The sequence below is a fragment of the Azospirillum brasilense genome (genome assembly GCF_005222205.1).
GTDB classification, from domain to species: Bacteria; Pseudomonadota; Alphaproteobacteria; order Azospirillales; family Azospirillaceae; genus Azospirillum; species Azospirillum brasilense_G.
Genome location: NZ_CP032347.1, coordinates 239,610 through 264,559, shown reverse-complemented (window position 1 = coordinate 264,559; position 24,950 = coordinate 239,610). Strand labels below are relative to the sequence as shown.

Here is a 24,950-nt window from a genome sequence, read left to right as displayed (position 1 = left end):
ATATATGAACAGCTGTTCATATAGATTGACACCCAGACTCTCCGGCGCTAGGGTCCGCCTCGTCATTGGGGAGTAGCCACCCTCCAGCGAGAGGGGCGTGCGCCAACAGACTCGGGACCATCCTGCCTCAGGCCGTCCCGTGGCGCACGCGGCAGCCGGACAGCGTCCGGCCGGTTCGGCAAGACCGATGGTGCGGACGCTCCCGAAGGCCAGCCGGGGGTAGCCGTGCTGTCGTGTCCGTTTGGCCGGAGCCTGTTGCCATGTTCGGTGCCACCTCCCTCGTCCTCGCGCTCAGCCTTTCCATGGACAGCTTCGCCGCGGCGCTCGGCCGTGGTGCCGTTCAGAAGCGTCCCGGCCTGTCCGAGGCGCTGCGGGTCGGCTTCGCCTTCGGCCTCTGCCAGCTGTCGATGGCCTCCATCGGCTGGGCGGTGGGTTCGGCCTTCGCGGGATTCGTCCAGGCCATCGACCACTGGATCGCCTTCGGCCTGCTGCTGCTGATCGGCGGCTCGATGATCCGCAACGCGCTCGCCGGGGAAGAGGACGACGAGGCGGCGGCCACCCGCTCCGGCTGGCTGGCCCTGCTGACCGTGGCGGTGGCGACCAGCATCGACGCCAGCGCGGTGGGGGTCGGCCTCGCCATGGCGGACGTGAACATCGCGGTGACCGCCAGCCTGATCGGCGTGGTCACCTTCCTGATGGGCTTCGGCGGCGTCCTGCTGGGCCGGGCCGCCGGCCCGCTGCTCGGCCGCCGCGCCGAACTGATCGGCGGCCTCGGCCTGCTCGCCATCGGCACCAAGATCCTGATCGAGCACACCCTGCTGTAACGCCCAACCGCCAGCGGTCGCCGTCCTCAGGCGGCGACGGCGTGGATGGTGTGGCCGGCCGCAGCGGCGGCCACCGTCTGGGCGAGCAGGCCCGGACGCTCCTGAATCCGGTCGCAGACCGCGCTGAAGTCGACGGACAGCGCCCGCTCGCCCCGGTCGCGCAGGTCACTGCAGCGCCGTTCGGCGTGCTCCAGCGTCGCCACGGCGGCCCGGATGACCCCGGCCGCGATCTTCAGCCGGCTCGCCCGCGCGGCTTCGGCGATGCGCTGGTCATTCTGCACCAGCCAGTGGGAGAGTTCCTGCGCCGCCGCCATGAATTCCCGCTCCAGCGCCGCCGGGTCGCAGAGGAAAGCACCGCTGGGCAGATGCAGCCGGCCGTTGGCCGACGGGAGCGACAGCGCCGCCGCAATGATTGCGGAGGCCAGTTCCTGTCCGGAAAAGGGCGTCGTCATACAGTCGTTCATCATAGAAGCGTTCATCGGTTCGCTCTCCAGCAGCAGGACCCGGCGCCAGTCAGGGCACGGACGATGTCAGGGCACGGACAATTGCGCGCGGGCCATGCCGCCATGCAGCGTGTCGAAGCAGACCACGCACTCCGGCGAGTCGGCGATGTAGGCCAGAACGTCCGCGTAGGGGCCGTCGATGTGGATGAGTTCCGCCCCGCGGTCCTCCGCCGCCCCCCGGCTGTGGGTGATCGTCAGCATGTCCATGCGCGGGCCGCGCCCGCCGGTGGTCGCCGCCAGCACCGCGGCGCGCTGCCGATGATCGGGGCGCAGGGCGACCACGACGCCGGCGGGAGCGGCATCGTCGGCGCCGCGGAGGGCGTTCGGGCGGCTTCCGGAACGGACGGCGGAAAGGGTCTTGACCATGGCTCACCTCAAGGGCTCGGGCTGGCGATACGGACGGACTGGCTTGGCGGAAGGGGCGGACAATCGCCTCGCCTCGCTGTTGGTATACCGTATCCCAGAACAATCTTAGCTTCAATGGTCATTTCGCGAAATTTTCATCCCGCTCCGCAGCAAGACACCCTTTGACCCCAGAGGCCGGGCGGCTTTTCCGCAGGGAGGAAAAGCGGAGGCTCCGCACTGGACAGGCGGGCGTGGCCGTGCTCAGAGGATAGGGTCGGTCACTGTCACGGGAATCGGTCCATGGACCCGGTCACCACTTCCGTCATCCTCGTCCACGGCGCCTTCGCCGACGGCTCCGCCTGGGGCCGCGTGATCCCCCTGCTCCAGGCCCAGGGGCTGGAAGCGATCGCCGTGCAGAATCCGCTGACCTCGCTGGACGAGGATGTCGCCCACGTGCAGCGGGCCATCGACCGCGCCAAGGGGCCGGTGGTGCTGGTCGGCCATTCCTGGGGCGGGGCGGTGATCACCCAGATCGGGAATCAGGACAAGGTGAAGGCGCTGGTCTATGTGGCGGCCTTCGCGCCAGGGATCGGCCAGTCGCCGAACGACACGCTGAAGCCCTTCCCGCCCTCGCCCGGCCTGTCCAGCGTGTCGATGGACCGCGCGGGCTATCTGCATTTGTCGGCGGAGAGTCTGGCGGCGAACTTCGCCCAGGATGTGCCGGCGGCGGAGGCGGCGCTGCTGGCCGCGACGCAGGGTCCGGTCCATGCCGGCTGCTTCCGCACGCGGGTGACCGCCGCGGCGTGGGAGCACAAGCCGTCCTGGTACGTCGTCGCCAGCGAGGACCGGATGCTTCCCCCGGCCTTCCTGCGGGCGACCGCCGAGCGCATCGGCGCGCGGACGGTGGAGGTCGGGGCCAGCCACATCCCGCACGCCTCCCGGCCCGACGCGGTGGCGGCGGTGATCATCGAGGCGGCGGGCGCCCGCTGACGGGCACCCGACCGCCTCCCAATCACGATTTCAGGGGCACGGAATCACGGCATCATCCGGCGGCGCAGCAACAGACGGGCTCCGGATCGGATTCGTCATCGTTCGCGGCGACGCAGCCGTGCGCCGTGCCCAGCAGGCGGTGGAGATAATCGTTCCACAGCGACCCGCAAGCCGGGGCCGGCAACGGCGGAGCGAACGGCGTCGGCGATAGGTCCAGCGGAGGCGGTTCCGCGTGCCGGTCGAAGTTCATGGGCGTCTCCTCCAAAATGCCACCCGCCGATCGGCGGGCGTCGGCGCTTGCTGCGCTCTGATGCGCGCCACGATAGCGGAAGTCGGTGTCCTGCACAGCCTGTTCGAAAGCCACCCCACCTCCGGCATAGAGGCCGTCATAGGAGATGGATCGGCGGGCATGACCCATCATCGGCACCGATAGCTATGCCGTGACGCCAAGCCCTCCCGCCTGTTGATGGGGCGCGAAGCCGCATCGACACGGACACCGATTAGGAGAGAGGCGCGTCATGGCGAATCTTCAGAACATCCTCGGCACCCTTCTGGCGACCGGCATGGGAGGGCACAGCCGCAGGAGCCCGCAGGATCTGGGGTCGATCCTGAACCGGTCAGGGATGGGCTCAGGATCGGCGATGCACGCCCGCAGCGGAATGGGCGTCGGCCCCATGGCCGGGCTGGGCGCGCTGGCCTACCTCGCCTACCGCGCCTATCAGGAGCGGCAGCAGAATATGCCGTCATCAGGGCAGCCTTCCTCCGGGCAGCCGGGCGCCAGCCCGTGGGGGGCGCCGCCGTCCGGTTCGGGCAGCACGCCGGGGGGCATCCTGGGCGGTATCCTCGGGGGGCCGGCGCTTCCGGCGGCGGGTCGCTGGGCGAGCGGCTGTCCCAGGTCTTCCAGCAGCGCACCGCTCCCCCGCCCGACGCCGCCCCGTCGGGATCGGGCGAAGGTGCGTTCCCGGAACTCGCCATGGAGGACCAGCACGCCCTGCTGCTGATCCGCGCCATGATCGCCGCCGCCAACGCCGACGGCGAAATTTCCCCGGCCGAGCGCCAGCGCGTCATGTCCGCCCTGGACGAGGCGGGCGGCGGGCCGGAGGAGCGGCGGATCGTGGAGCAGGAACTGTCCCAGCCGCAGTCGCTCGACACGCTGGTCCGCTCCGTGACCGATCCGGACATGGCGGAGCAGGTCTATCTGGCCTCGCTGATGGCGGTGGACCGCGATCATGAGGCGGAACGCGCCTATCTCACCTACCTCGCCACCCGCCTGAAGATTGCCCCGCAACGCGCTGAGCAGCTCAACCAGGCGGCGTGACGTTTCCCGTCGCGAAACCCTCTCCCGCACCCGGCGGGAGAGGGTTTTTTGTCGTCCACGCTCTTGACGCTGCGGCCACACTCGGCGCAGGGTCTTGTCCCACTCTCCGCCACCGGGACCAACACCATGCTGCTGGATGACGCCGTCGACCGCGTGCTCCGCGATCTCGAAAGCTATGGGCGCGACAACGACGCCCGCGAGGGCGACCGTGCCCGCAAGATGCTGAATCTGGAACGCGAGACGGCGGAGCTTCTGCACATCCTGGTGCGCAGCGGGCGCCGCCGGCGGGTGCTGGAGATCGGCACCTCCAACGGCGTCAGCACCCTGTGGCTCGCCGCGGCGTTGCAGGCCATCGGCGCCACGGACCCGCTGACCAGCATCGAGCGCGATCCGGGCAAGAGCGCCCAGGCCGCCACCAACCTGGAGCGCGCCGGGCTGGCCAGCCGCGTCACCCTTCTGGTCGGCGACGCGACGGAGACGGTGGCGGGGCTGGACGGCCCCTTTGACTGCGTGTTCTTCGACGCCGACCGCTGGAGCGCCCCGGAGCAGCTTCGCCTTCTGCTGCCGAAGCTGGAGCCGGATTGCCTGTTGCTGGCCGACAACGCCCTGTCGCACCCGCAGGAGATCGCCGGCTACATCGCGGCGGTGGACGCCCTGCCCGGCTTCGGCTCCACCATCTTCCCGGTGGGCAAGGGGCTGCACGTCGCCTGCCGCCCCTGACCCCGCCGGTCGTCAGGCGGTCTCGCTCGCCAGCATCTCGGCGGCCAGCCGGCTGACGGCCGGGTAGTCGGTCTTGCCGGTGCCGAGCAGGGGGATCGTCTCCACCCGCAGCACGTCGCGGGGAATGGCGATTTCCGGCGCGCCCTTGGCCTTGGCGGCCGCCGTCAGCGCGTCGCGCGTCAGGCCGGTGCCGGCGGTGACCAGAACGATCCGCTCGCCGCGCCGGGCGTCCGGCAGGGCGATGGCGGCGTGGGCGGCGTCGGGATCGGCCTGGAGCGCCAGCTCCTCGACCAGCCCCAGCGGAACCATCTCGCCGGCCACTTTGGCGAAGCGCTTGACGCGCCCGACGATTCGGATGAAGCCGTCGGCGTCGATGTCCACGATGTCGCCGGTGTCGTGCCAGCCGTCCTCCGGCGGTTCCACCACGCCGGGGTTGTCGGCGCGCATGTAGCCCTTCATCACGTTCGGCCCGCGCACCCGCAGCCGCCCGCCCACCGGCACGCCGGGGACCGGCTGCAGCTCCGTCTCGATGCCGGGCAGGGCCTGCCCGACCGTGCCGGGGCGGAAGCGGGCCGGCGTGTTGACCGCGATCACCGGTGAGGTCTCGGTGGTGCCGTAGCCCTCCAGCAGATGCACGCGCAGCCGTTCCGTGTAGGTGCGGCGCGTCTCCTCCTGCAGGCGCTCGGCCCCGGCGAAGACCAGCCGCAGCGAGCGGAAGTCGTAGGGGTCCGCCGCCCGTGCCCAGGCGTTCAGGAAGAAGTCCGTGCCGAACAGCACCGTGGCGTTGGTCTGGTAGACCAGCTCCGGGATCAGCCGGACGTGGCGCGGGTTGGGGTAGAGCACCGTCTTCACCCCGTTCAGGATCGGCAGCAGCATCCCGCCGAGCAGCCCGAAGGAGTGGAAGACCGGCAGGCAGTTGAACACCACGTCCTGCCGCGTGAAGTCGACCACGGAGGCCACCTGCGCCATGTTGGCGAGCAGGTTGTCGTGGGTCAGCGCCACGCCCTTGGGCGGCCCCTCCGACCCCGAGGTGAAGAGGATCGCCGCCACATCGTCCGGCTCCCCTTGCTGTGGCAGGAAGCGCTCCGGCGCCACCGACGCGGCCAGCGCCCGCAGCTTGTCGCCGATGCCCAGCCCGCGCTTCACGTCCTCCAGGTAAACGATGCTGTGCTCGGCGGCCAGCGCCTCGACCAGCGGGCCAAGCCGCCCCATCTCCACGAAGCGGGCCGAGGTGACGATGCGGCGCAGCCCGGCGGCGCGGCAGGCCGCCTTCACGGCCTCCGCCCCGGCGGTGAAGTTCAGCATCGCCGCCGGCCGCCCGTAGGCCGCCAGCCCGAAGAACACCGCCGCGGTCGGCGAAGCGGTCGGCAGCAGCACGCCCACCGCCTCCCCCGGTTCTGTGCCGCGGGCCAGGATGCGGCCGAGCACCAGGGAACGCGCGGTCAGGGCGCGGTAGGACAGCGTCGTGAAATCGCCGTCCTGCACCGCCGCCTTGCCCCAGCCGGTCTTCCGCCCGGCCTCCAGCAGGGCGAGCGCCAGCGTTTCGGGCCGCTGCCCGGCGGCGAAGACGGTCTCCGTCATGACGCGCGACAGCCAGGACTTCAGCGCCGCCCGCCGCTTCTTGCCGGCCAGCCCGGTCACGTCCGGGGTGGCGACCGGCGGCATGACCGTGATGGTGATCCGCGGGAACAGGCCCAGCCGCAGCCGCCCGTGCATCCGCGACAGGATGGAGCGCTGCGCGCCCTCGATGCAGACCGGCACGATGGGACAGCCCGCCTTGTCGGCCAGCATGCCGGGACCGCCGTTGATCTTCATCAGCGAGCCGGTGACGGTGATCCGCCCCTCCGGGAAGATGCAGATCTTGTGGCCCTCGGCCAGGGTGCGGGCGAGCAGGCGCGTGCCCATCGGCTTGGTCGGGTCGATGGTCACATGGTCGGCCAGCGCCAGGAAGGGCTTGGCCCAGGCCTGCTGCGCGATGAAGCTGTCCACCGCGAAGCGCATGCCCGGCAGGAAGGCGGCGAGCAGCGCGCCGTCCAGGAAGGACTGGTGGTTCGGCGTGACGACCGCAGCCCCCTCCAGCCGCTCCAGATGCTCCGCCCCGCGCAGCTCGACGCGGAAGGCCAGCCGGAAGAAGGCGCGGGCCAGCGCCCGCCCCAGGCCCACCGCGTCGATGGCGAGCGCCAGGACGACGGCGGCCAGCATGCTCGCCCCGCCCCAGGCGGCGACGGTCAGCGGCGTGACGCCCAGCGCCAGCATGGCCGCCGCGACGCCCGAGCCGACCACCATGAACAGCGCATTGACCACGTTGGCCGCCGCGATCACCCGCGCGCGGGCCGAGGGTGCGGCCCGGTGCTGGATCAGCGCGTAGAGCGGCACGGCGAAGGCGCCGCCCGCCGCGGCGATCAGGAACAGGTCGGCCAGCAGCGGCATCGCCCAGGGCTGGGCCAGCAGGGCCAGCGCCGACAGCGGCTCCGCCGACGGCGCGTCGGGCGTCAGGAAGGGCAGCGCCGCCCCGGCCAGCGCCGCGACAAGGCCCGCCAGGGCGGCGCGCCGCGCGTCGGCGCGCGACGGCACCCGGTGCCCCAGCCCGGCGAACACGGAACCGACCGCCACGCCCACGGCGAAGACCGCCAGCAGCAGGGTCGCCCCCTCGCTGTCGGTGCCCAGCGTTTCCCGCGCGATGGCCGGGAACTGCGCCATGACGACCGCGCCGACGCCCCAGAAGACCGAGATGCCGTAGATCGCCAGCATCGACACGCGGTCCTGCGCGGTGGCGCGCAGAACGCGCAGGGTGACCGACACCGGATTCAGCCCGACACGCACCGTCCGGTCGGCGTTGCCCGCCCGCGGGATCAGCAGCGACGCCGCCAGCCCGCCCAGCGCCGTCGCCCCGAGCAGCCCCGGAAGCGCCAGCGGGTGGGCCAGGGCCAGCGAGCCGCCGGCGATGGTGCCCAGCAGGATCGCCACGAAGGTCCCGGCCTCCACCAGACCGTTGCCGGCGGTCAGCTCCTCCGGCTTCAGCAAATCGGGAAGCAGCCCGTACTTGACCGGCCCGAAGACGGTGGAATGGGCGCCCATGCCGACCAGCGCGACGATCAGCACGCCGAGGTCGGCGCGCAGGATGCCCCAGGCGGCGATCGCCATCAGGCCGATCTCCGCGACCTTCACGGCGCGGGCGATCAGCGTGCGGTCGAACCGGTCGGCCAGCTGGCCGGCGGTCGCCGAGAACAGCAGGAAGGGCACGGTGAAGGCCGCCGCGGCGAGCGTCGAGATCAGCGCGCCGTCGCCCGCCGACCCCGCCATGCCGTAGACGGCCAGCACCGCGATGGCGCCGCGCAGCACATTGTCGCCGAAGGCACCCAGAAATTGCGTCACGAACAGCGGCAGGAAGCGCCGCGTGGCGAGAAGGCCGACTTCGCTCATGCTTCAGGCTCCCTTTCCGGTGGACAGGCCGCGCAGCAGCGCGTCGGCGACCGTGTCGGCCAACGTGCCGAGCGGCGCCATCTGCCGTCCGTAAACGTGCGACTGGATGTTGAGGACGATGGCGCCGATCACGGTGTGGGCCAGCGCCTCGCGGTCGGCATCGACGATGCTCCCCTCCGCGATGCCGTCGCCGACGATGGCGCAGACCACGTCCACCGGCGTCTCCAGCCCGTCTGGAACCAGCGGCAGAGCGTCGTGCTGTGACAGCAGGAGGAAGCGCGCGCGGTCCGGCGCCGCCTCGACCAGCCCGAAAGCCCAGGCGATGACGCGGCGCAGCCGCTGCGGCGCCGGGCCGCTCCCCGCCGCCGCGCGCAGGTCATGCGACAGGGCGGTGTATTCGGCGGCGAACAGGGCGGCGGCAAGCTCCTCCTTGCTGGCCCAATGGCGGTACAGCGCCCCCTCCGACACCCCGGCGGCGCGGGCGATGTCCTTGATGGTCGTCGCCTTCACCCCCTTCTGGGCGAACAGCGCGATGGCGGCGTCCCGGACCTTGTTGCGTGCGTCGATGCGGGCGTCTTTGGACATGGCGTTCCCGTTCGTGGCGTTCATTATGAGTGAACGTTCACTCACATCCTGCACGAAACCGGGCCGCCCTGCAAGGGTGATGTGACGGCACCGCATCGTCGTGCGCTTTGCACGGCAGGGGCTTTTTTGGGCAAGATCATTCGCACACACTCATGAAACACAGGGAACCAGGGACATGGTGAGGACGATCGACGGGACGGAGGCGCTGACGGCCGACATGACCGCGTGGCGGCGCGACCTGCACGCCCACCCGGAAACGGCTTTCGAGGAGGAGCGGACCAGCGATTTCGTGGCGGAGAAGCTGGCCTCCTTCGGGCTGGAGGTTCACCGCGGCCTCGCCAAGACCGGCGTGGTCGGCGTGCTGCGCAACGGCGAGGGGCCGGCGGTCGCCTTCCGCGCCGACATGGACGCCCTGCACATCCACGAGCAGACCAACCTGCCCCACGCGTCGCGCAATCCGGGGCGCATGCACGCCTGCGGGCATGACGGGCACACGGCGATGCTGCTGGGCGCGGCGCGCCACCTGTCGGCGCATCCCAACTTCCAGGGCACCATCGCCTTCGTCTTCCAGCCCGCGGAGGAGAACGAGGGCGGCGGGCGTGTGATGGTCGAGGAGGGGCTGTTCGAGAAGTTCCCCGTCGAGCAGGTCTACGGCATGCACAACTGGCCGGGGCTGGAGGTCGGCAAGATCGCGCTGCGCCCCGGCCCCATCATGGCCGCCTACGACATCTTCGAACTGACCCTGACCGGCAAGGGCACCCACGCCGCCATGCCCCATCTGGGCACCGACACGATCCTGGCCGGCACCCAGATCGTCAACGCCTGGCAGACCATTGCCAGCCGCAGCGTGCATCCGGTCGATTCCGCCGTGGTCAGCGTCACGCAGTTTCACGCGGGCGATACGTGGAATGTCCTTCCGGCCACCGCCGTCCTGCGTGGAACCACCCGCACCTTCCGCAAGGAGGTGCAGGACATGGTGGAGCGCCGCATGGGCGAACTGGCGAAGGCCATCGCCACCGGCTTCGGGGTCGAGGCGGAGATGCGCTACGAGCGCCGCTACCCGTCGACGGTGAACGAGGCCGGGGCGACCGAGCTGGCCCGCAGCGCCGCCGCCGGAGTCGTCGGCGAATCGGGGCTGGACCTGGACCCGATGCCCAGCATGGGCGCTGAGGATTTCGCCTTCATGCTGCAACAGCGGCCGGGCTGCTACGTCTGGGTCGGCGCCGGGCCGTCGGACGGCGGTCGCAACCTGCACAGCCCGCATTACGACTTCAACGACGCGGTCCTGCCCATCGGCCTCAGCTATTGGGTGCGGCTGGCCGAAACGGTGCTGCCGCGCGCGGCGTGACGGCGGACGCATCCGCCATCCCCTCTCCCGCCCCGGGAGAGGGAGGGGCCCGCCGCGTCGCGGCGGGAGGGTGAGGGTGTCGGCAAGACTCAGCGCCTTGATACTCGCGTGACCCTCACCCGCCCGCTGCGCGGGCGCCCTCCCCCGGGGCGGGAGAGGGGTTCCAGGACTCCGCGTTCATTCCAGCGCCCTTGTACAAACCATTCCTATCTCCCTATGGTTTGTGTATGAAACAGGAAAATTACCGCGTCCTCTCCATGGTAATTGCCCGAGTATGCAATTTGTCCCATGATCGGGCCGATTTCACCCGACAGACGTGGGACAAGGCACGGTGAAGGCGATAGAGAAGAAGACCGGTGTTCCTGGAACCGGCGGCATCTGGCAACGGCCCGACTCTCTTTGGGAGGCCACGGCCCCGCCGCCGCCGGCCCTTCCGGTGCTCGAACACGCGGTGGACACCGACCTGCTGGTGATCGGCGGCGGCTTCACCGGCCTGTCGGCAGCCCTGCACGCCGCCGAATCGGGCAAGCGCGCCGTCGTCCTGGAGGCGTCGGAGATCGGGCGCGGCGCGTCCGGACGCAACAACGGGCAGGTCATCCCGACCCTGACCCGCCCCGACCCCGAGGATCTGGTCGCCAAGTTCGGGCCGGAGCGGGGCGAGCGCTTCGTCGCGCTGATCCGCAACAGCGCCGAAACCCTGTTCGCCCTGATTCGCCGCCTGGGCATCGACTGCGCCGCCGAGCAAACCGGCTGGGTGCAGCCGGTCCATTCGCCGGGCCGCATCGCCATCGCCGAACGGCGGGCGAAGCAATGGGGCAGCCGGGGCGCTCCGGTGGAGCTTCTCGATCGCGCCGGCATTTCGGACCTGCTGGGCACCGATGCCTATTACGGCGGCTGGATGAACCGCAGCGGCGGCCACATCAACCCGCTGGCGCTGGCCCGCGGGCTGGCTGGCAAGGCGGTCGAGGCCGGCGCGTCGGTCTTCATCAACTCCCCCGTCCTGTCGGTGGAGCGGCGCGGCGACCGCTGGGTCGCCCGCACGCCGGCCGGCACGGTGACCGCCCATGCCCTGGTGCTGAGCACCAACGGCTACGCCGCCGCGGTCTTCCCAGAGATCCGGACGGAGGTCGTGCCGGTCCTGTCCTGGCAGATGGCCACCCAGCCGCTGGACGAGGCGCAGCGTCGCAGCATCCTGCCCGGCCGTCAGGCCATGTCGGACACCCACGGCGACCTGCGCTTCATGCGCTACACCGCCGACCACCGGCTGGTCAGCGGCGGCGCACTGCTGTTCCCCATCGACGGGGCCGACCGGCTGCGCCGCATCGTCGGCCTGCGGCTGGCCTCCATGTTCCCCACCCTGCGCGGCCTGCGCTTCGACCATGTGTGGAACGGGCGGATCGCCATGACCACCGACTACACCCCGCGGGTCCACCAGCTCGGCCCCAACGCCTTCACCTGGGCGGGCTGCAACGGGCGCGGCGTCGCCCTGTCCGTCTCGCTGGGGCGGGAGCTGGCCCACGCGGCGCTGGGCCGCGATCCCGCCGAGCTGGCGCTGCCGCTGACCGAGCCGCGGCCCCTGCCCTTCAACGACCTGCTGCAACGCATCGGTCCGTTCAAACTCCTGCAATACCGCTGGAACGACATCCGGGAAATCTGACGATGGCTGAAGACACCAAGGCGCCTGCCGCCCCCGACCACGCCACGCAGCTCCGCAACGCCTACGCGATGCGGGCCGCGTCCTACGCCCACATGTTCGACGTGCTGCGCGAGCGCTACGGCACCGAGACGGCGCTGGACATCGGGCGCGAGGCAACCCGCCGGCTCGGCGAGGCGATGGGCGTGAAGTACGCGGCGCACGGCCCTGACGACCTTGCCGGCCTGTGCCACGCCTTCCTCGATGGCATCCCCAACCGCGATTCCATGTTCGCACCGGAGATCAAGCGCTGCGACGGCGACGCGCTGGAAATCCATTTCCACCGCTGTCCCCTGAAGGAGGCGTGGCAGGCCCAGGGCAAGTCCGACGAGGATCTGGAACTGCTCTGCAACATGGCCGGCGCCATCGACGGCGGCCTGTTCGAGGCGGCCGGCTTCGTCTTCCGCGGCGAGACCTGGAAGCCCGGTGACGAAGGCTGTTGCCGTCTGAAGGTCCTGCCCGGCCCGAAGGCCGCCTGATCCTCCGTCTGAAGCCATCCAACCGTACGACGCTGCCCAACACCGGCCTCGAAGCCGGCCTTCACAAGAAAGGTTCACCCGCGATGACCGCCCTGAAGACCGCCTCCCTCGCCGCCCTGATGACCGGTGCGCTTGCCGGCACCGCCCTGGCCGCCGACACCGTCAAGCTCGGCTACCAGCTGCCGCTGACCGGCGAGACCGCCCAGTACGGCCAGGACTTCCGCAAGGCCGCCGAGATCGCCCTGGCCGAGTTCAACGCCGCCGGCAAGCCGTTCAAGGCCGAGATCGTCTTCGAGGACAGCCGCTCCGACGCCAAGGAGGGCACCAACATCGCCCGCAAGTTCGTGGACGACAAGGAGATCGTCGGCGTCCTGGGCGACTTCACCTCGGGCGTGTCGATGGCCTCGGCGCAGGTCTACAAGGACGCCGGGATGCCGCAGCTCTCGCAGACGGCCTCGCACCCCGACTACACCAAGATCTCCAAGTACCAGTTCCGCAACATCGCCACCCAGGCGCAGGAAGGCCCCTACAACGCCAAGTGGATGCTGTCCAAGGGCTACAAGAACATCGCCGTCATCGCCGAGCAGACCGACTGGGGCCAGTCCGTCGTCTCCGGCTTCACCGACGGCGTGAAGGCCAACGGCGGCACGGTGGTCTTCTCCGAGTTCTTCAACCGCGGCCTGAAGGACTACCGCTCGCTGATCAGCAAGCTGGAGCGTGCGAAGCCGGACGCCATCTACACCGGCTTCTTCTACGAGGACGGCGCGCAGTTCCTGCGTCAGGTGCAGCAGCTCGGCATCAAGACCCCGGTCTACTCGACCTCGGCCGCCTACAGCCCGAAGCTGATCGAGCTGGCCGGCGAAGCCGCGGAAGGCGTGCACCTGACCTCGAACTTCCTGCCGACCGACCCGGCCCCGCACATCCAGCATTTCGTGACGGAGTGGAAGGCCGCCTCCAACGGCGCGGTTCCGGGCCAGTTCCCGGCCCAGGCCTATGACGCCGTGCGCATCATGCTGGCCGCGGTCGAGAAGGCCTACCCGAACCCGACCCGCGAGAAGGTGCGTGACGCCCTGGCCCAGACCAAGGACTTCGCCGGCGTGACCGGCAAGACCAGCTTCAGCGCCGACCGCGAGGCCGAGAAGGAGCTGGTGAAGGTCGAGGTCAAGGGCGGCGCCTTCGTGCCGGTCGCCGACTGACCGGCGCACGCCCTACCGACCCGATAGCCTAAAGCGAAACTTCGTTCGCTTTAGGCTCATATCACCTCATTCGCCGGTGGGCTCCGGTCGCACACGCGACCGGGACCGCCGTCGCGGTCCAAAGCGGATTGCAATCCGCTTTAACGATCTCCAGCGAACGGCCCGCATGATCGACCCTTACTACCTCCAGCAGCTCGCCATCGGGCTGTCGCTGGGGATGACCTACGCGCTGATGGCGATCGGCTTCACGCTGATCTTCGGCGTGCTGAACGTCGTCAACTTCGCCCATGGCGAGGTCTACACGCTGGGCGCCTTCGCCGGGCTGGTGCTGATTTCCGCGACGGCCCCGCCGATCTTCGCGGTGATCTTCATCGCCCTGGCGATCGGCGCCATGGCCGGATTCTCGCTGGAGCGGATCGCCTTCAAACCCTTCCGCCGCTTCACCGACGAGGCGTCGCTGAAGTCGCGGGCGATGCGCGAATCCACCCTGCTCTCCTCGCTCGCCGTGTCCATCGTGGTGCGCGAGGCGCTGGAGATCGTGTTCGGGTCGCAGATGCGCTCCGTCCCGTTCGAGTACCTGATCAACACGCCGGTGCGCATCGGGCCGGTGATCCTGGTGACCGGCGACTTCATCATCTTCGGCGTGGCTGCGGCGATGCTGATCGGTCTCCAGTATCTGCTGACCCGCACCCGCATCGGCCTGTCGATCCGGGCGGTGTCGAACAACCCGCTGGGCGCCAAGTATGTCGGCATCGACACCGACCGCACCATCATCATGACCTTCGTCGTCGGCTCGATGATGGGGGCCGCGGCCGGCATTCTGACCGGGCTCTATTACGGGGCGATCTTCCCCGCCATGGGCTTCGTGCCCGGCATCAAGGCCTTCGTCGCCATGGTGATGGGCGGGCTGTCCTCGATTCCCGGTGCGGTGATCTGCGCCCTGATCCTGGGCATCTCGGAGAGCATGGCGACGACCTTCGTGTCGTCGGGCTGGTCGGACATGGTGGCCTACGGCTTCCTGATCCTGACCCTGATCTTCTTCCCCAACGGACTGTTCGGAGCGCGCCGTGAACGTGTCTGACCTGTCGGCGCCGCGCCGCGGGCAGGGCGCGCTGATTCCGCTCCTGCTCGCCCTGCTGGTCTTCGTCGGGCTGCCCGCCCTGCTGGCCGGCTTCGACCGCGGCTATTTTTATCAGATCGCCAATCTGGCGCTGATCTTCATCCTGCTGTCCGCCTCCATGCATCTGGTCACCGGGGTGGCCGGGCTGCTGCATCTCGGGCACGCCGCCTTCTACGGGGTGGGCGCCTACACCGCCGCCCTGCTCTCGACCAAGTTCGGGCTGGGCTTCACGGTGACGCTGCCGCTGTCCGGTCTGGTGGCGGCGCTGATCGCCTTCCTGGTGGCGCTGCCGACCATGCGGCTGGTCAGCATCTATTTCGCCGTGGCGACGCTGGCCATCGGGCAGATGCTCTATCTGGTCATGCTGAACTGGGTGGAATTCACCAAGGGCCCCAACGGCATCATCGTCACCAAGGGCCTGGAGCTGTTCGGCTTCAGCCTGTCGGGCCGGCTCGCCACCTACTACACGGTGGCGACGGTGGTGGCGCTGTGCGTGCTGGCGATCGGGCGGCTCAGCCACTCCTATTACGGCAACGCCCTGCGCTCGATCCGCGAGGACGACCAGTGCGCCGACGCCATGGGCGTCAGCACGGCGCGCCTGAAGATGGAGGCCTTCACCCTGTCGGCCTTCTTCGCCGGGGTGGCGGGCAGCCTGTGGGCGCACATGACCGGCTACATCTCGCCGGGCGACTTCAAGTTCTCCGAATCCATCCTGATCCTGGCGATGGTGGTGGTCGGCGGCCTGGGCAGCCTGCCCGGCGCGGTGATCGGCGCGCTCCTGCTGATCCTGCTGCCGGAGGGGCTGCGCGCCTTCGGCGACTTCCGCAACATCATGGTCGGTCTGGTGATGTTCCTGTCGATCCTGCTGCTGCCCAAGGGCCTGCTGGGCGAGGTCTCCGCGCTCCAGCTCGCGCGGCGCCAGCTGGGCGCGGCGTGGCGCAACACCGTGAAGGGCGAAGGGATCGGCTGGCGATGACCCATCTTCTCGACATCCGCAACGTCAGCCGCCGCTTCGGCGGCGTGCTGGCCGTCAACGACGTGACCGGCCATGTGGACGAGGGCGAGCTGGTCGGGCTGATCGGCCCGAACGGCGCCGGCAAGACCACCCTGTTCAACCTGATCTCCGGCTTCACGCCGCTGTCGTCGGGCACCGTCACCTTCGACGGCCGGACCATCAGCGGGCTGAAGACCAACCAGGTGGCCCGGCTGGGCATCAGCCGCACCTTCCAGAACCTGCGCGTCTTCCCGAACATGTCGGTCTTCGACAACGTGTCGGTGGGCGCGGTGGGCGCGCTGCCGCAGGGGGCGCTGGGCGCGCTGTTCGGCTCCCTCGCCGGGGGCGGCGCCCGCTCCGCCGAGATCAGCCGCCGCACCTGGGAGGCGCTGGAGGCGGTCGGCCTGACCCATGTGGCGGGCGAGCTGGCGGCCAACCTGCCCTACGGCCAGCGCAAGTATCTGGAGATCGCCCGCGCGCTGGCGATGCAGCCGCGCTTCCTGATCCTCGACGAACCGGCCGCCGGCCTGAACGACACCGAGACGCGCGCACTGGCCGACTTCATCAAGCGGCTGCACGGCACCGGCCTGACCATCATGCTGGTGGAGCACGACATGACGCTGGTCATGAGCATCTGCCAGCGCATCCTGGTGCTCGCCTCCGGCCGCAAGATCGCCGACGGCCCGCCCGACGCCATCCGCCGCGATCCGGCAGTCTTGGAAGCCTATCTGGGGGTGGACGCATGAGCCAGCCGCACTCCGACGCGCCGATCCTCGCGATCGAGAACCTGCACGTCACCATGGGGCCGCAGGAGATTCTGCACGGCATCGACTTGACCGTGGCGCAGGGCGCCATCGTCGCCGTGCTGGGCTCCAACGGCGTCGGCAAGACGACGCTGATGCGGGCGATCTCCGGCGTCTACCGGGCGAGCCGGGGCGGCATCGCCTTCCGCGGCGAGCCCATCGCCAACCTGCCCGCCCACCGCATCGTCAAGCTCGGCCTGTCGCAGGCGCCGGAAGGCCGCCAAATCTTCTCCAACATGAGCGTGCGGGAGAATCTGGTGCTCGGCGGCGGCGACATCGGGCTCGGCGAACTCGACCGGATGCTCGACATGTTTCCGGTCCTGCGGGAACGCCTGCGGCAGAACGCCGGGTCGCTGTCGGGCGGCGAGCAGCAGATGCTGTGCATCGCCCGCGCCCTGATGCGCCGCCCCGCCCTGCTTCTGCTCGACGAGCCGTCGCTGGGGCTGGCCCCGATGGTGGTCGCGCAGATCTTCGATCTGGTGCAGCGCATCCGGGCGGAGGGCGTGTCGATCCTGCTGGTCGAGCAGAACGCCCGCGCCGCCCTGCGGGTCGCCGACCACGCCGCGGTGATGGAGGACGGGCGCATCGTGCTGGCCGGCCCGGCCGCCCAGCTCCGCGACGATCCCCGCATCGCCGAAGCCTATCTCGGCGGGCACGCGCATTGACGGAGACCATGATGACCGAACCGACCGACACGCCGCCGGCCAAGCCGGTGATGGGCATGCTGGAGCGCCGCGGGATCGAGGCGGCGATCCTGAAGCCGGTCTATGAGGAGATGGCCGCCCGGCTGGGCGAGGCGGTGGCGCAGGACATCCTGGGCGCCGCCATCACCCGCGCCGCGGTGGATTCCGCCGCGGCCTTCGCCGCCACCGAGCCGAACGGCACCAGCCTGAAAAGCTTCGCCGACCTGCAGCCGCTGTGGACCAAGGACGACGCGCTGCGGCTGGAGGTGCTGCACCAGGACGAGACGCGGTTCGACTACAACGTCACCCGCTGCCGCTACGCCGAGATGTACCGGGAGATGGGGCTGGGTCACATCGGCCACCTGTTGTCCTGCAACCGCGACGCCGCCTTCTGCACGGGCTACGACCCGTCGATCAAGATGGAGCGGACGCAGACGATCATGCAGGGCGCCAGCCATTGCGACTTCCGCTACCGGGTGGACAAGCCGCAAGGCTGAACGGAGAGAGCCCAAAACGACGACGGCCCGGCGTACGGAACGCCGGGCCGTTGCTTTTTCAGGGCGGGTTGCGGTTCGTCAGGCGGCCACCGGCTGAAGCCCGCGGGTGAGCTGGGTGAAGACGTCGCGGAAGCGCGGCTGGGCCACGTCGCTTTCGGCGAAGCGGACATGGACCGCCGCCTTGTCGATGGCCCGCACCTCGAAGGCGACGGACAGGCCGAAGCGGTCGAGCCGCAGGGTGCCGCGGTCGCCCACGCCGAGGCCGGCGATCCCGCTCAGCATGGCGCCGCCGTTCGACAGGTCGGTCAGGGTGCCGGACTGGTCGCGCCCATGCACCACGACGCCGCAGGCCTCGTTCACCCGGTAGCGCGGGCTGCGGCGGCGGTCGGCGTCGCTGGTGGAGGTGCGGACGACGCGCACCAGCACGCGGCGCAGCTCGTCGATGCTGGTCGCCACCTCGTCCGAGCCGGCCCGCACGCCCGAGGCCTGGGACCCGGTCTGGTCGGCGTCGCTGGAGACGGCGGCGATGCGCACCGACACCTCCTGGGCGGCGTTGGAGGTCTCCACCACGTTGCGGCTGATTTCCTGGGTGGCGGCGGCCTGCTCCTCCATCGCGGCGGCGATGGCGCTGGAGATCTGGTCGATCTCGCCGATGGTGTCGCCGATCTCCGCCACCGCACCCACGGCGGTGCCGGTCACCCCCTGGATCTCGGCGATCAGGCGGGTGATCTCCTCGGTCGAGCGGGCGGTCTGGTTGGCGAGGTTCTTGACCTCCTGCGCCACCACCGCGAAGCCCTTGCCGGCCTCGCCCGCACGCGCCGCCTCGATGGTCGCGTTCAGCGCCAGCAGGTTGGTCTGGCTGGCGATGTCGGTGATCAGCTTGACCACCTCGTCGATGCGGCCGACCGCCTCGGACAGCGACTGGATGGTGCCCTGGGTGCGCTGGCCGTTCTCCACGGCGCGGCGGGTGACCGCGCTGGAATGGGCGATCTGCGCGGAGATCTCGCGGATCGAGGCCGCCAGCTCCTCCGTCGCCGCCGCCACGGTCTGGGCGTTGGCCAGAGCCTCCTCCGCCGCCGCGGCGACGTTCTGCGCGTTGATGCTGACCCGCTCCGCGGAGGTCGCCATGGCGTCGGCGTCCTGGGCCATGCCGCCGGTGCGCAGGGCCACCTGCTCCACCGCGTGGCTGGCCTCGCGCTCCACCGTCTCGGCCATGGCCTGGAGGGCGGTGATGCGCTCCTCCTCCGCTTGGCGCTGGCGCTCGGCGCGCTCCTGGATGGAGTAGCTCAGCTTCGCCTTGACGGCGCGGATCTGCGACCGGATGCGCGCGAACTCCGCCACACCGGAACTGGGAACGTTGGTCATCAGGTCGCCGCGGGCGATGGCGTCGAGATGGGTTTCAACGAGCCCGAGCGGACGGCGGACCGTCCCCAGCACGCTGAGCGTGCCGACGCCGGCCACCAGCAGGCCGAACAGCATCAGCCCCGCGAAGATCTCGACGCTGTCACTGCCGGTCAGGCTCAGCCAGCCGAGGACCATGATGGTCAGCAGGAGAAGGCCGGTGGTCGCCAGGATGCGGCCGGCGATGCTGGACACCAGATTGCCCAGCCAGACCCCGAAGCCGCGGCGGACGATCTGGCCGTCCAGCAACCCGTACTGCTGGCCGCGCCCGGCGCGGATCTCGGCGTAGATGCGCTCCGCCTCCGCCACCGCCTCGCGGCTCGGCTTGGTGCGGATCGAGATGTACTCCGTCACCACGCCCTTCTCGGTGATCGGGGTGACGTTTGCCTTCACCCAGTAATGGTCACCGTTTTTGGAGCGGTTCTTGACCAGACCTTCCCATGGCCGGCCGTCCTTGATGGTTTCCCACAGGTTGGCGAAGGCCGCCGGGGGCATGTCCGGATGGCGGACAACGTTGTGGGGCGCGCCGATTAATTCGGTTTCTGAGAATCCGCTAATATCAACGAATGCTTTATTGACGAACGTAATTTTGCCGCGGGTGTCGGTTCGCGACACAAGCAGCATATCGTCGGTCATTTCGATTTCGCGGTTCGTAACCGGTCCATTATCGCGCATAAGCCAGCACCCCGTCGCGGAGAACACGCACAAACACTACTTAAGTGCTACTTCTACTGTATTAATGGCCGAAAAACATCACCATATTGTCGCACCACGGCCGCCCATCGTCGGGTTCACCCAAGCCGCAGCCAACCCTCTAAATTGCTGCAAACGCTGAGGAAATCACCAATTTATCTTGCATTTTAAGCGTATTCGCAGCGCTGCCATGCCTATTGTGGATTCTACGGAGCCCCCACCGATCCGGGGTGGATGGCGGGGGTCCGGCCTTCGATCCTGCGGGTTGCGGCGCGATGACGGGGACGGCACCATCCTCCGTCCGCACCGTTGGAACGGGCACCCATCTCAAACCGCGACAGGACCGCCACGATGACCGACACCGCCACGCCCGTCCGCCTTCTCGGCCTTTCCGGAAGCATCCGCCGCCACTCCCACTGCACCGCGGTGTTGAACACGCTCGCCGGCTCGCTGGGCAACCGGGCGGGAGGGAAGACGGAAATGACGCTGTTCCCGTTGAACGACATCCCGCCCTACGATCCCGACCTGGACGCGGAGAACACCCCCGCTCCGGCCACCGCGCTGCGCAACGCCATCGCCGCGGCCGACGGGTTGGTCATCATCTCTCCGGAATACAATTACGGCATGTCGGGCGTGCTGAAGAACGCTCTGGACTGGGCGTCGCGCCCGGCCATGAAATCGCCGGTGCGGGGCAAGCCGATCCTCATCATGACCGCCTCCCCCGCCTTCACCGGCGGCGTGCGCGCCCAGCACGAGATGCGCGAGACGCTGTCCGGCATGATGGGCCGGGTCATCGCCCGCCCGCAGGTGGTCATCGGCATGGTGCACGAGAAGATCAAGGACGGCCGCCTGACCGACCAGGCCGCGCTCGACTTCGCGCTGGCCGCCATCGACGACCTTCTGTCGGAAATCGCCCTGCTGCGCGGCGCCAGGGTCGCCTGAGGGCGCCTGAGCCTCCCGGAGAGCGGGGCTGCCGCGCAAAGACCGATGGGGCTAGCCGAAGCGTGCCGATATTAGTATATCAGCACGCTTCACTCACGGTTCCCTGTGTCGATCATGCCCCTGACCCTCCATCTGCTGCCGCTCGCCGCCACCGTCGCCCTGCTCGTGTCGCGGCGTGTCAGCATGCTGACCGCCGGAACCGCGGGCATGGCGCTGGCCGCCGGGGTGCTCATGGCAGCCCTGATGGTGGCGCAGCCGAGCGGCACCACCGCTCCGGACTGGCTGACCCAACTGCCGGGCCTGCTCCCCGCCGTGGCGCTGAAGGCCGGCGAGGGGGCGTGGCTGGCCTGGCACGCCATGTCGATCATCGCGGCGGGCCTGCTGTTCCACCGCGCGTTTGAGGCGCGCGCCGTCAAGGCCGAGGCGCAGGTCGTGGCGAAGACACCGGCCGAGCGCCGCCGTGCCGTCTTCGTCGCCTGCCTGCTCGCCGGTCCCTTCGCCGAATCGGTGACCGGGTTCGGCGTCGGACTGGTGGTGGCGCTCGCCCTGCTGCGCCCGCTGAACCTGCCGCCGGCCCACGCCGCGGCGCTGGGCCTGTTCAGCCAGATGCTCGCCCCCTGGGGGGCGCTGGGCGTCGGCACGCGGGTCGGGGCGGAGCTGATCGGCGTGTCCTTCACCGAGCTTGGGACGGCCAGCGCCGCTCTGATGGTGGTCGTTCTGCCCAGCCTGCTGCTGGTGTTCTGGCGGCTGATCCACGGCGCCGGGCTGACCTCCAGCCCGATCGACCGGGCCAGGGACCTCGCCCTGATGCTGGCGCTGGCCGGGCTGCTCTGGCTGACCAACCGCTTCGTGGCGCCGGAGCTGGGCGGCGGGCTGGCGACGGCGGTGCTTCTGCTGGCGGTGGAGGCGCGGCGGCTGCCGCGCGACGCCGCCGGCCTGTCGCGGCTGCTGGCCCTGCTGTGGCCCTACGTGGTACTGGTCGGCGGGCTGATGGCGACCCGGCTGGTGCCGCCGCTGTCCGACTGGACGGCCACTTGGTTGGTCCTCGATCCCTTCGGCGGGCTGGCGCCGATGCCGCTTCTGCGCCATCCTTCGACGTGGCTGGTCGCCATCGCCCTGGTCATGCTGGCGGGCCTGCCGAGCGGGCGCGCCCTGCACGTGGCGGGTCCCGCCCTGCGCGCGGCGCTGGTGCCGATGGCGGCGACGCTGGTCTTCGTGGAGCTGGCCGCCTTCATGGCCGCCTCCGGCGGGGCGGCGGCCTTCGGGCAGGCGTGGCAGGCGCTGGCGGGCTCCGCCGCCGTGCTGGCGGTCCCGGTGCTGGGGGCGGCGACGGGGATGCTGACCGGCTCCAACACCGCGTCGAACGCCCTGATGATGCACATCCAGGTCAATCTCGCGTCCGGCAGCGGCCTGCCGCTGATCGCCGCCGCCGCCATCCAGGTGGTGGCCGGCAGCGTCTGCACGCTGCTGACGCCGGGCCGGATCGTGCTGGCCTCCAGCCTCCTGGGGCTGAGCAAGGCGGAATCCGCGATCTACCGGCTGGCGCTCCCCATCGGCCTCGCCTCCACGGCGTCGCTGCTCCTCGTCGTCACCGCCTGGGTCTGGCTGCTGTAGGGGTCAGTCCTGGGGTTCCGGCTCCGTCGCGCGGTCGGGGAACAGCTCCTCCACCCGCACGCCGGACTCCCGGCAGATGCGGGCCAGCCGGTCGGAGGGCAGGACGTCGGTCACGAAGGTGTGGACCTGCGAGATGTGGCCGATGCGCACCGGGGCGGTGCGCTCCAGCTTGCCGCGGTCGGCGACCAGGATGACGTGGCGGGCGTTCGCCATGATCGCCTGCGACACCCGCACCTCGCGGTAGTCGAAGTCGAGCAGCGCCCCGCTCTCGTCGATGGCCGAGGCGCCGATCACCGCGAAGTCGGCCATGAACTGGTTGAAGAAGTCGATGGCCGCCTCGCCGACGATGCCGCCGTCCGACCGCCGCACCACGCCGCCGGCCACGATCACCTCGATGTGCGGCTCGGGGCGCAGCAGGTTGGCGACGTTGATGTTGTTGGTGATGACCACCAGCCCGCTCCGCCCCTGGAGCGCGCGGGCCACCTCCTCCGTCGTCGTGCCGATGTTGATGAAGAGGGAGGAGCTGTCGGGCACCAGCTCCGCGGCGCGGCGGCCGATGGCGCGCTTCTCGTCCTGGGCGATCAGCCGCCGCGCCTCGTAGCCGAGATTCTCGACCCCCGACCCGGCGACCGCGCCGCCGTGGACCCGCTGGAGCAGGCGGCGGTCGCACAGCTCGTTCAGATCCTTGCGGATGGTCTGCGGCGTGACGTTGAAGCGGGCGGCCAGATCGTCGACCAACACGCGCCCCTGCGTGCGGGCGAGCGCCAGGATGTCGGTCTGCCGGGGAGTCATGATGTCCATGGCGGCATTCAAGCCGACCGCCGCTTCGCCCGCAAGTTCATTCGAAAGCGGAGTGGTTCACGCCACCCCGACGCTCAGAGCCTCTGCCCGTCCAGACCGAAGAGATGCGCGGTTTCGCCCCGCAGGTTCAAGCGCAAGCGCTCGCCCGCCGCCACCGGCCGGTCGCCGTCGAGGCGGACCAGAAGCCTTTGCCGGTCCTCCAGCGCGGCGTGGCAATGCGTCTCGCCGCCCAGCCGCTCCACCGCCAGGATGGTGGCGAGCAGCCCGACCCCGCCATCGGCCAAACCGACATGCTCCGGCCGCACGCCCAGCGTCAGCGGCGTGCCCGCCGCCGGCGCTGAACCATCCACGGCGACATCCAGCGGCACCCCGCCTGGCAGCCACACCCGCACCGACCCGTCCGCCTGCCCCTCCGAGACCACATCCAGGAAGTTCATGGCCGGCGAGCCGATGAAGCCGGCGACGAAGCGGTTGCGCGGGCGGTGGTACAGCTCCAGCGGCGTGCCGGCCTGCTCCACCCGCCCGGCGTTCAGCACGACGATGCGGTCGGCCAGCGTCATCGCCTCCACCTGATCGTGGGTCACGTAGATCATGGTGGCGCGCAGGTCGGCCTTCAGCTTGGCGATCTCCAGGCGCATCTGGACGCGCAGGCCGGCGTCGAGGTTGGACAGCGGCTCGTCGAACAGGAAGACCTGCGGCTCGCGCACGATGGCCCGCCCGATGGCGACCCGCTGGCGCTGTCCGCCCGACAGATCGCGCGGCTTGCGGTCGAGCAGGTCCTCGATCTGAAGAAGACGCGCGGCGGCGCGCACCCGCTCCGCAATGGTCCCCTTGTCGGTCCGCGACAGCGTCAGGCCGAAGGCCATGTTGTCGTAGGCCGTCATGTGCGGGTAGAGCGCGTAGGACTGGAAGACCATGGCGATGCCGCGCGCCGCCGGCGGCCGATCGTTGACCCGCTGCCCGCCGATGGACAGGTCCCCGCCGCTCGGCTCCTCCAGCCCGGCGATCAGGCGCAACAGGGTGGACTTGCCGCAGCCGGACGGCCCGACGAAGGCGACGAACTCGCCGTCCGCGACCTCCAGGTCCACGCCGTGGATGACCTCGATCCGCCCGAAGCTCTTGCGCACCCCGCGCAGCGTGACGTCCGCCATCGCCCTACCCCTTCACAGCGCCGGCGGTCAGGCCGGAGACGATCCGCCGCTGGAACAGCAGCACCAGCCCGATCAGCGGCACCGTCACCACCACCGACGCCGCCATGATCTGGCCCCAGGGCAGCTCGTACTGGCTGGCCCCCGACATCAGCGCGATCGCCACCGGCACGGTGCGCGCGTCGTCGGTCAGGGTGAAGGTCAGGGCGAACAGGAACTCGTTCCAGGCGGCGATGAAGGCGAGCAGCCCGGTCGCCGCCAGCGCCGGCCCCATCAGCGGCAGGAACACCCGCGTCACGATCACGAAGGGACCGGCGCCGTCCACCATGGCGGCCTCCTCCAGCTCCTTCGGCAGCTCGCGCATGAAGGTGGTCAGCACCCAGACGGTGAAGGGCAGCGTGAAGATCAGGTAGGACAGCACCAGCGAGCCGATCCGGTTGTAGAGGCCGAGCCAGCGCACCAGCTCGAACAGGCCCGACAGCACGGCGACCTGCGGGAACATCGACACGCCCAGCACCACGAACAGCAGCAGCCCCCGCCCGCGGAAGCGCACCCGCCCCAGCGCGTAGGCGGCCAGCACCGCCAGCCCCAGCGACAGCGCGACCACCGCCGAGGCGGCTAGCAGGGAGTTCAGGATGTTCCGCCCGAAGGGCTGCTCCTTGAAGATCGCCCCGTAGTTCGCCAGCGAGGGCTGCGACGGCCAGGCCTCCACCGTGAACAGCGCGCTGCCCGCCTTCAGCGAGGTGACGATGGCCCAGGCGAAGGGGAACACCGCCCAGACGACGATCCCCAGCACCACAAGAGCAAAGGCGATGCGTCTCAGGCCCATC

General features: G+C 70.1%; 24 protein-coding genes and 1 riboswitch. Of the genes, 15 read left to right on the top strand and 9 right to left on the bottom strand.

What is annotated here, in order from left to right:
- Window positions 1-55 precede the first annotated feature (55 nt).
- Window positions 56-177: riboswitch (yybP-ykoY riboswitch) on the top strand.
- Between the two features lie 83 nt (window positions 178-260).
- Window positions 261-824, top strand: coding sequence for a manganese efflux pump MntP (locus D3869_RS23405; protein ID WP_137142216.1), 564 nt, complete (start codon window positions 261-263; stop codon window positions 822-824).
- Between the two features lie 26 nt (window positions 825-850).
- Here the strand turns inward: D3869_RS23405 and D3869_RS23400 are convergent, their stop codons facing one another.
- Together D3869_RS23400 and D3869_RS23395 are read right to left on the bottom strand one after the other, a co-directional pair.
- Window positions 851-1,276 (bottom strand): hypothetical protein, encoded by a 426-nt coding sequence (locus D3869_RS23400; RefSeq protein WP_137142215.1) that lies wholly within the window; start codon window positions 1,274-1,276, stop codon window positions 851-853.
- Between the two features lie 78 nt (window positions 1,277-1,354).
- Window positions 1,355-1,693, bottom strand: a complete 339-nt coding sequence (locus tag D3869_RS23395) for a hypothetical protein (protein ID WP_137142214.1) — start codon at window positions 1,691-1,693, stop codon at window positions 1,355-1,357.
- A gap of 279 nt (window positions 1,694-1,972) precedes the next feature.
- On the opposite strand from D3869_RS23395, the gene D3869_RS23390 reads away from it, so the two are divergent.
- A complete protein-coding gene (locus tag D3869_RS23390) occupies window positions 1,973-2,662 on the top strand; it encodes an alpha/beta fold hydrolase (protein WP_137142213.1) in 690 nt (229 codons plus the stop codon).
- Window positions 2,663-2,714: 52 nt separating this feature from the next.
- On the opposite strand, the gene D3869_RS23385 is transcribed toward D3869_RS23390, so the two are convergent.
- Window positions 2,715-3,026, bottom strand: coding sequence for a hypothetical protein (locus D3869_RS23385; RefSeq protein ID WP_247895996.1), 312 nt, complete (start codon window positions 3,024-3,026; stop codon window positions 2,715-2,717).
- A gap of 420 nt (window positions 3,027-3,446) precedes the next feature.
- Here D3869_RS23385 and D3869_RS23380 point away from each other — a divergent pair, with 420 nt between their 5' ends.
- A complete protein-coding gene (locus D3869_RS23380; RefSeq protein WP_247895995.1) occupies window positions 3,447-3,980 on the top strand; it encodes a tellurite resistance TerB family protein in 534 nt (177 codons plus the stop codon).
- 126 nt (window positions 3,981-4,106) lie between these two features.
- Window positions 4,107-4,700: an O-methyltransferase gene (locus D3869_RS23375; RefSeq protein WP_137142212.1), complete on the top strand. Its 594-nt coding sequence runs from the start codon at window positions 4,107-4,109 to the stop codon at window positions 4,698-4,700.
- A gap of 12 nt (window positions 4,701-4,712) precedes the next feature.
- Here D3869_RS23375 and D3869_RS23370 read toward each other — a convergent pair whose 3' ends face one another.
- Window positions 4,713-8,123: an acyl-[ACP]--phospholipid O-acyltransferase gene (locus tag D3869_RS23370; RefSeq protein WP_137142211.1), complete on the bottom strand. Its 3,411-nt coding sequence runs from the start codon at window positions 8,121-8,123 to the stop codon at window positions 4,713-4,715.
- A 3-nt stretch (window positions 8,124-8,126) separates the two neighbouring features.
- Entirely contained in the window at window positions 8,127-8,708 is a 582-nt protein-coding gene (locus D3869_RS23365; protein ID WP_137142210.1) for a TetR/AcrR family transcriptional regulator, read from the bottom strand.
- Window positions 8,709-8,883: 175 nt separating this feature from the next.
- Between D3869_RS23365 and D3869_RS23360 the strand changes: the two genes are divergently transcribed.
- From D3869_RS23360 to D3869_RS23320, 9 genes are all read left to right on the top strand, one after another.
- Entirely contained in the window at window positions 8,884-10,056 is a 1,173-nt protein-coding gene (locus tag D3869_RS23360; protein ID WP_137142209.1) for a M20 aminoacylase family protein, read from the top strand.
- A gap of 331 nt (window positions 10,057-10,387) precedes the next feature.
- Window positions 10,388-11,713 carry an NAD(P)/FAD-dependent oxidoreductase gene (locus D3869_RS23355; RefSeq protein WP_137142208.1) on the top strand — a complete coding sequence of 442 codons (1,326 nt, stop codon included), beginning with the start codon at window positions 10,388-10,390 and terminating at the stop codon, window positions 11,711-11,713.
- A 2-nt stretch (window positions 11,714-11,715) separates the two neighbouring features.
- On the top strand, window positions 11,716-12,228 hold the full coding sequence (locus D3869_RS23350) for an L-2-amino-thiazoline-4-carboxylic acid hydrolase (protein WP_137142207.1): 513 nt from the start codon (window positions 11,716-11,718) through the stop codon (window positions 12,226-12,228).
- Between the two features lie 83 nt (window positions 12,229-12,311).
- Window positions 12,312-13,424: an ABC transporter substrate-binding protein gene (locus D3869_RS23345; RefSeq protein ID WP_137142206.1), complete on the top strand. Its 1,113-nt coding sequence runs from the start codon at window positions 12,312-12,314 to the stop codon at window positions 13,422-13,424.
- 166 nt (window positions 13,425-13,590) lie between these two features.
- Entirely contained in the window at window positions 13,591-14,505 is a 915-nt protein-coding gene (locus D3869_RS23340; RefSeq protein ID WP_040136279.1) for a branched-chain amino acid ABC transporter permease, read from the top strand.
- Entirely contained in the window at window positions 14,492-15,520 is a 1,029-nt protein-coding gene (locus D3869_RS23335) for a branched-chain amino acid ABC transporter permease (RefSeq protein ID WP_199230184.1), read from the top strand. Before D3869_RS23340 ends, D3869_RS23335 begins: the two co-directional genes overlap by 14 nt.
- Window positions 15,517-16,284, top strand: coding sequence for an ABC transporter ATP-binding protein (locus D3869_RS23330; RefSeq protein WP_137142205.1), 768 nt, complete (start codon window positions 15,517-15,519; stop codon window positions 16,282-16,284). The genes D3869_RS23335 and D3869_RS23330 overlap by 4 nt, the downstream gene beginning before the upstream one ends.
- Window positions 16,281-17,006 carry an ABC transporter ATP-binding protein gene (locus D3869_RS23325; RefSeq protein WP_040136275.1) on the top strand — a complete coding sequence of 242 codons (726 nt, stop codon included), beginning with the start codon at window positions 16,281-16,283 and terminating at the stop codon, window positions 17,004-17,006. Before D3869_RS23330 ends, D3869_RS23325 begins: the two co-directional genes overlap by 4 nt.
- Window positions 17,007-17,017: 11 nt before the next feature.
- Window positions 17,018-17,521: an L-2-amino-thiazoline-4-carboxylic acid hydrolase gene (locus D3869_RS23320; RefSeq protein WP_137142204.1), complete on the top strand. Its 504-nt coding sequence runs from the start codon at window positions 17,018-17,020 to the stop codon at window positions 17,519-17,521.
- A 78-nt stretch (window positions 17,522-17,599) separates the two neighbouring features.
- Here the strand turns inward: D3869_RS23320 and D3869_RS23315 are convergent, their stop codons facing one another.
- The gene (locus tag D3869_RS23315) at window positions 17,600-19,546 is read right to left on the bottom strand and encodes a methyl-accepting chemotaxis protein (protein ID WP_137142610.1); all 1,947 of its coding nucleotides are present in this window, start codon (window positions 19,544-19,546) and stop codon (window positions 17,600-17,602) included.
- A 420-nt stretch (window positions 19,547-19,966) separates the two neighbouring features.
- Between D3869_RS23315 and D3869_RS23310 the strand changes: the two genes are divergently transcribed.
- Both D3869_RS23310 and D3869_RS23305 read left to right on the top strand, forming a co-directional pair.
- Complete coding sequence (locus D3869_RS23310) at window positions 19,967-20,557, top strand: NADPH-dependent FMN reductase (RefSeq protein ID WP_137142203.1); 591 nt, start codon at window positions 19,967-19,969, stop codon at window positions 20,555-20,557.
- A 114-nt stretch (window positions 20,558-20,671) separates the two neighbouring features.
- A complete protein-coding gene (locus D3869_RS23305; RefSeq protein WP_137142202.1) occupies window positions 20,672-22,171 on the top strand; it encodes an L-lactate permease in 1,500 nt (499 codons plus the stop codon).
- Window positions 22,172-22,174: 3 nt separating this feature from the next.
- On the opposite strand, the gene D3869_RS23300 is transcribed toward D3869_RS23305, so the two are convergent.
- The 3 genes from D3869_RS23300 to D3869_RS23290 form a co-directional block, all read right to left on the bottom strand.
- Window positions 22,175-22,972 carry a DeoR/GlpR family DNA-binding transcription regulator gene (locus D3869_RS23300; protein WP_014242462.1) on the bottom strand — a complete coding sequence of 266 codons (798 nt, stop codon included), beginning with the start codon at window positions 22,970-22,972 and terminating at the stop codon, window positions 22,175-22,177.
- Window positions 22,973-23,046: 74 nt separating this feature from the next.
- Entirely contained in the window at window positions 23,047-24,123 is a 1,077-nt protein-coding gene (locus D3869_RS23295; protein WP_137142201.1) for an ABC transporter ATP-binding protein, read from the bottom strand.
- A 4-nt stretch (window positions 24,124-24,127) separates the two neighbouring features.
- Window positions 24,128-24,949: a carbohydrate ABC transporter permease gene (locus tag D3869_RS23290; RefSeq protein ID WP_094304652.1), complete on the bottom strand. Its 822-nt coding sequence runs from the start codon at window positions 24,947-24,949 to the stop codon at window positions 24,128-24,130.
- Window position 24,950 lies beyond the last annotated feature (1 nt).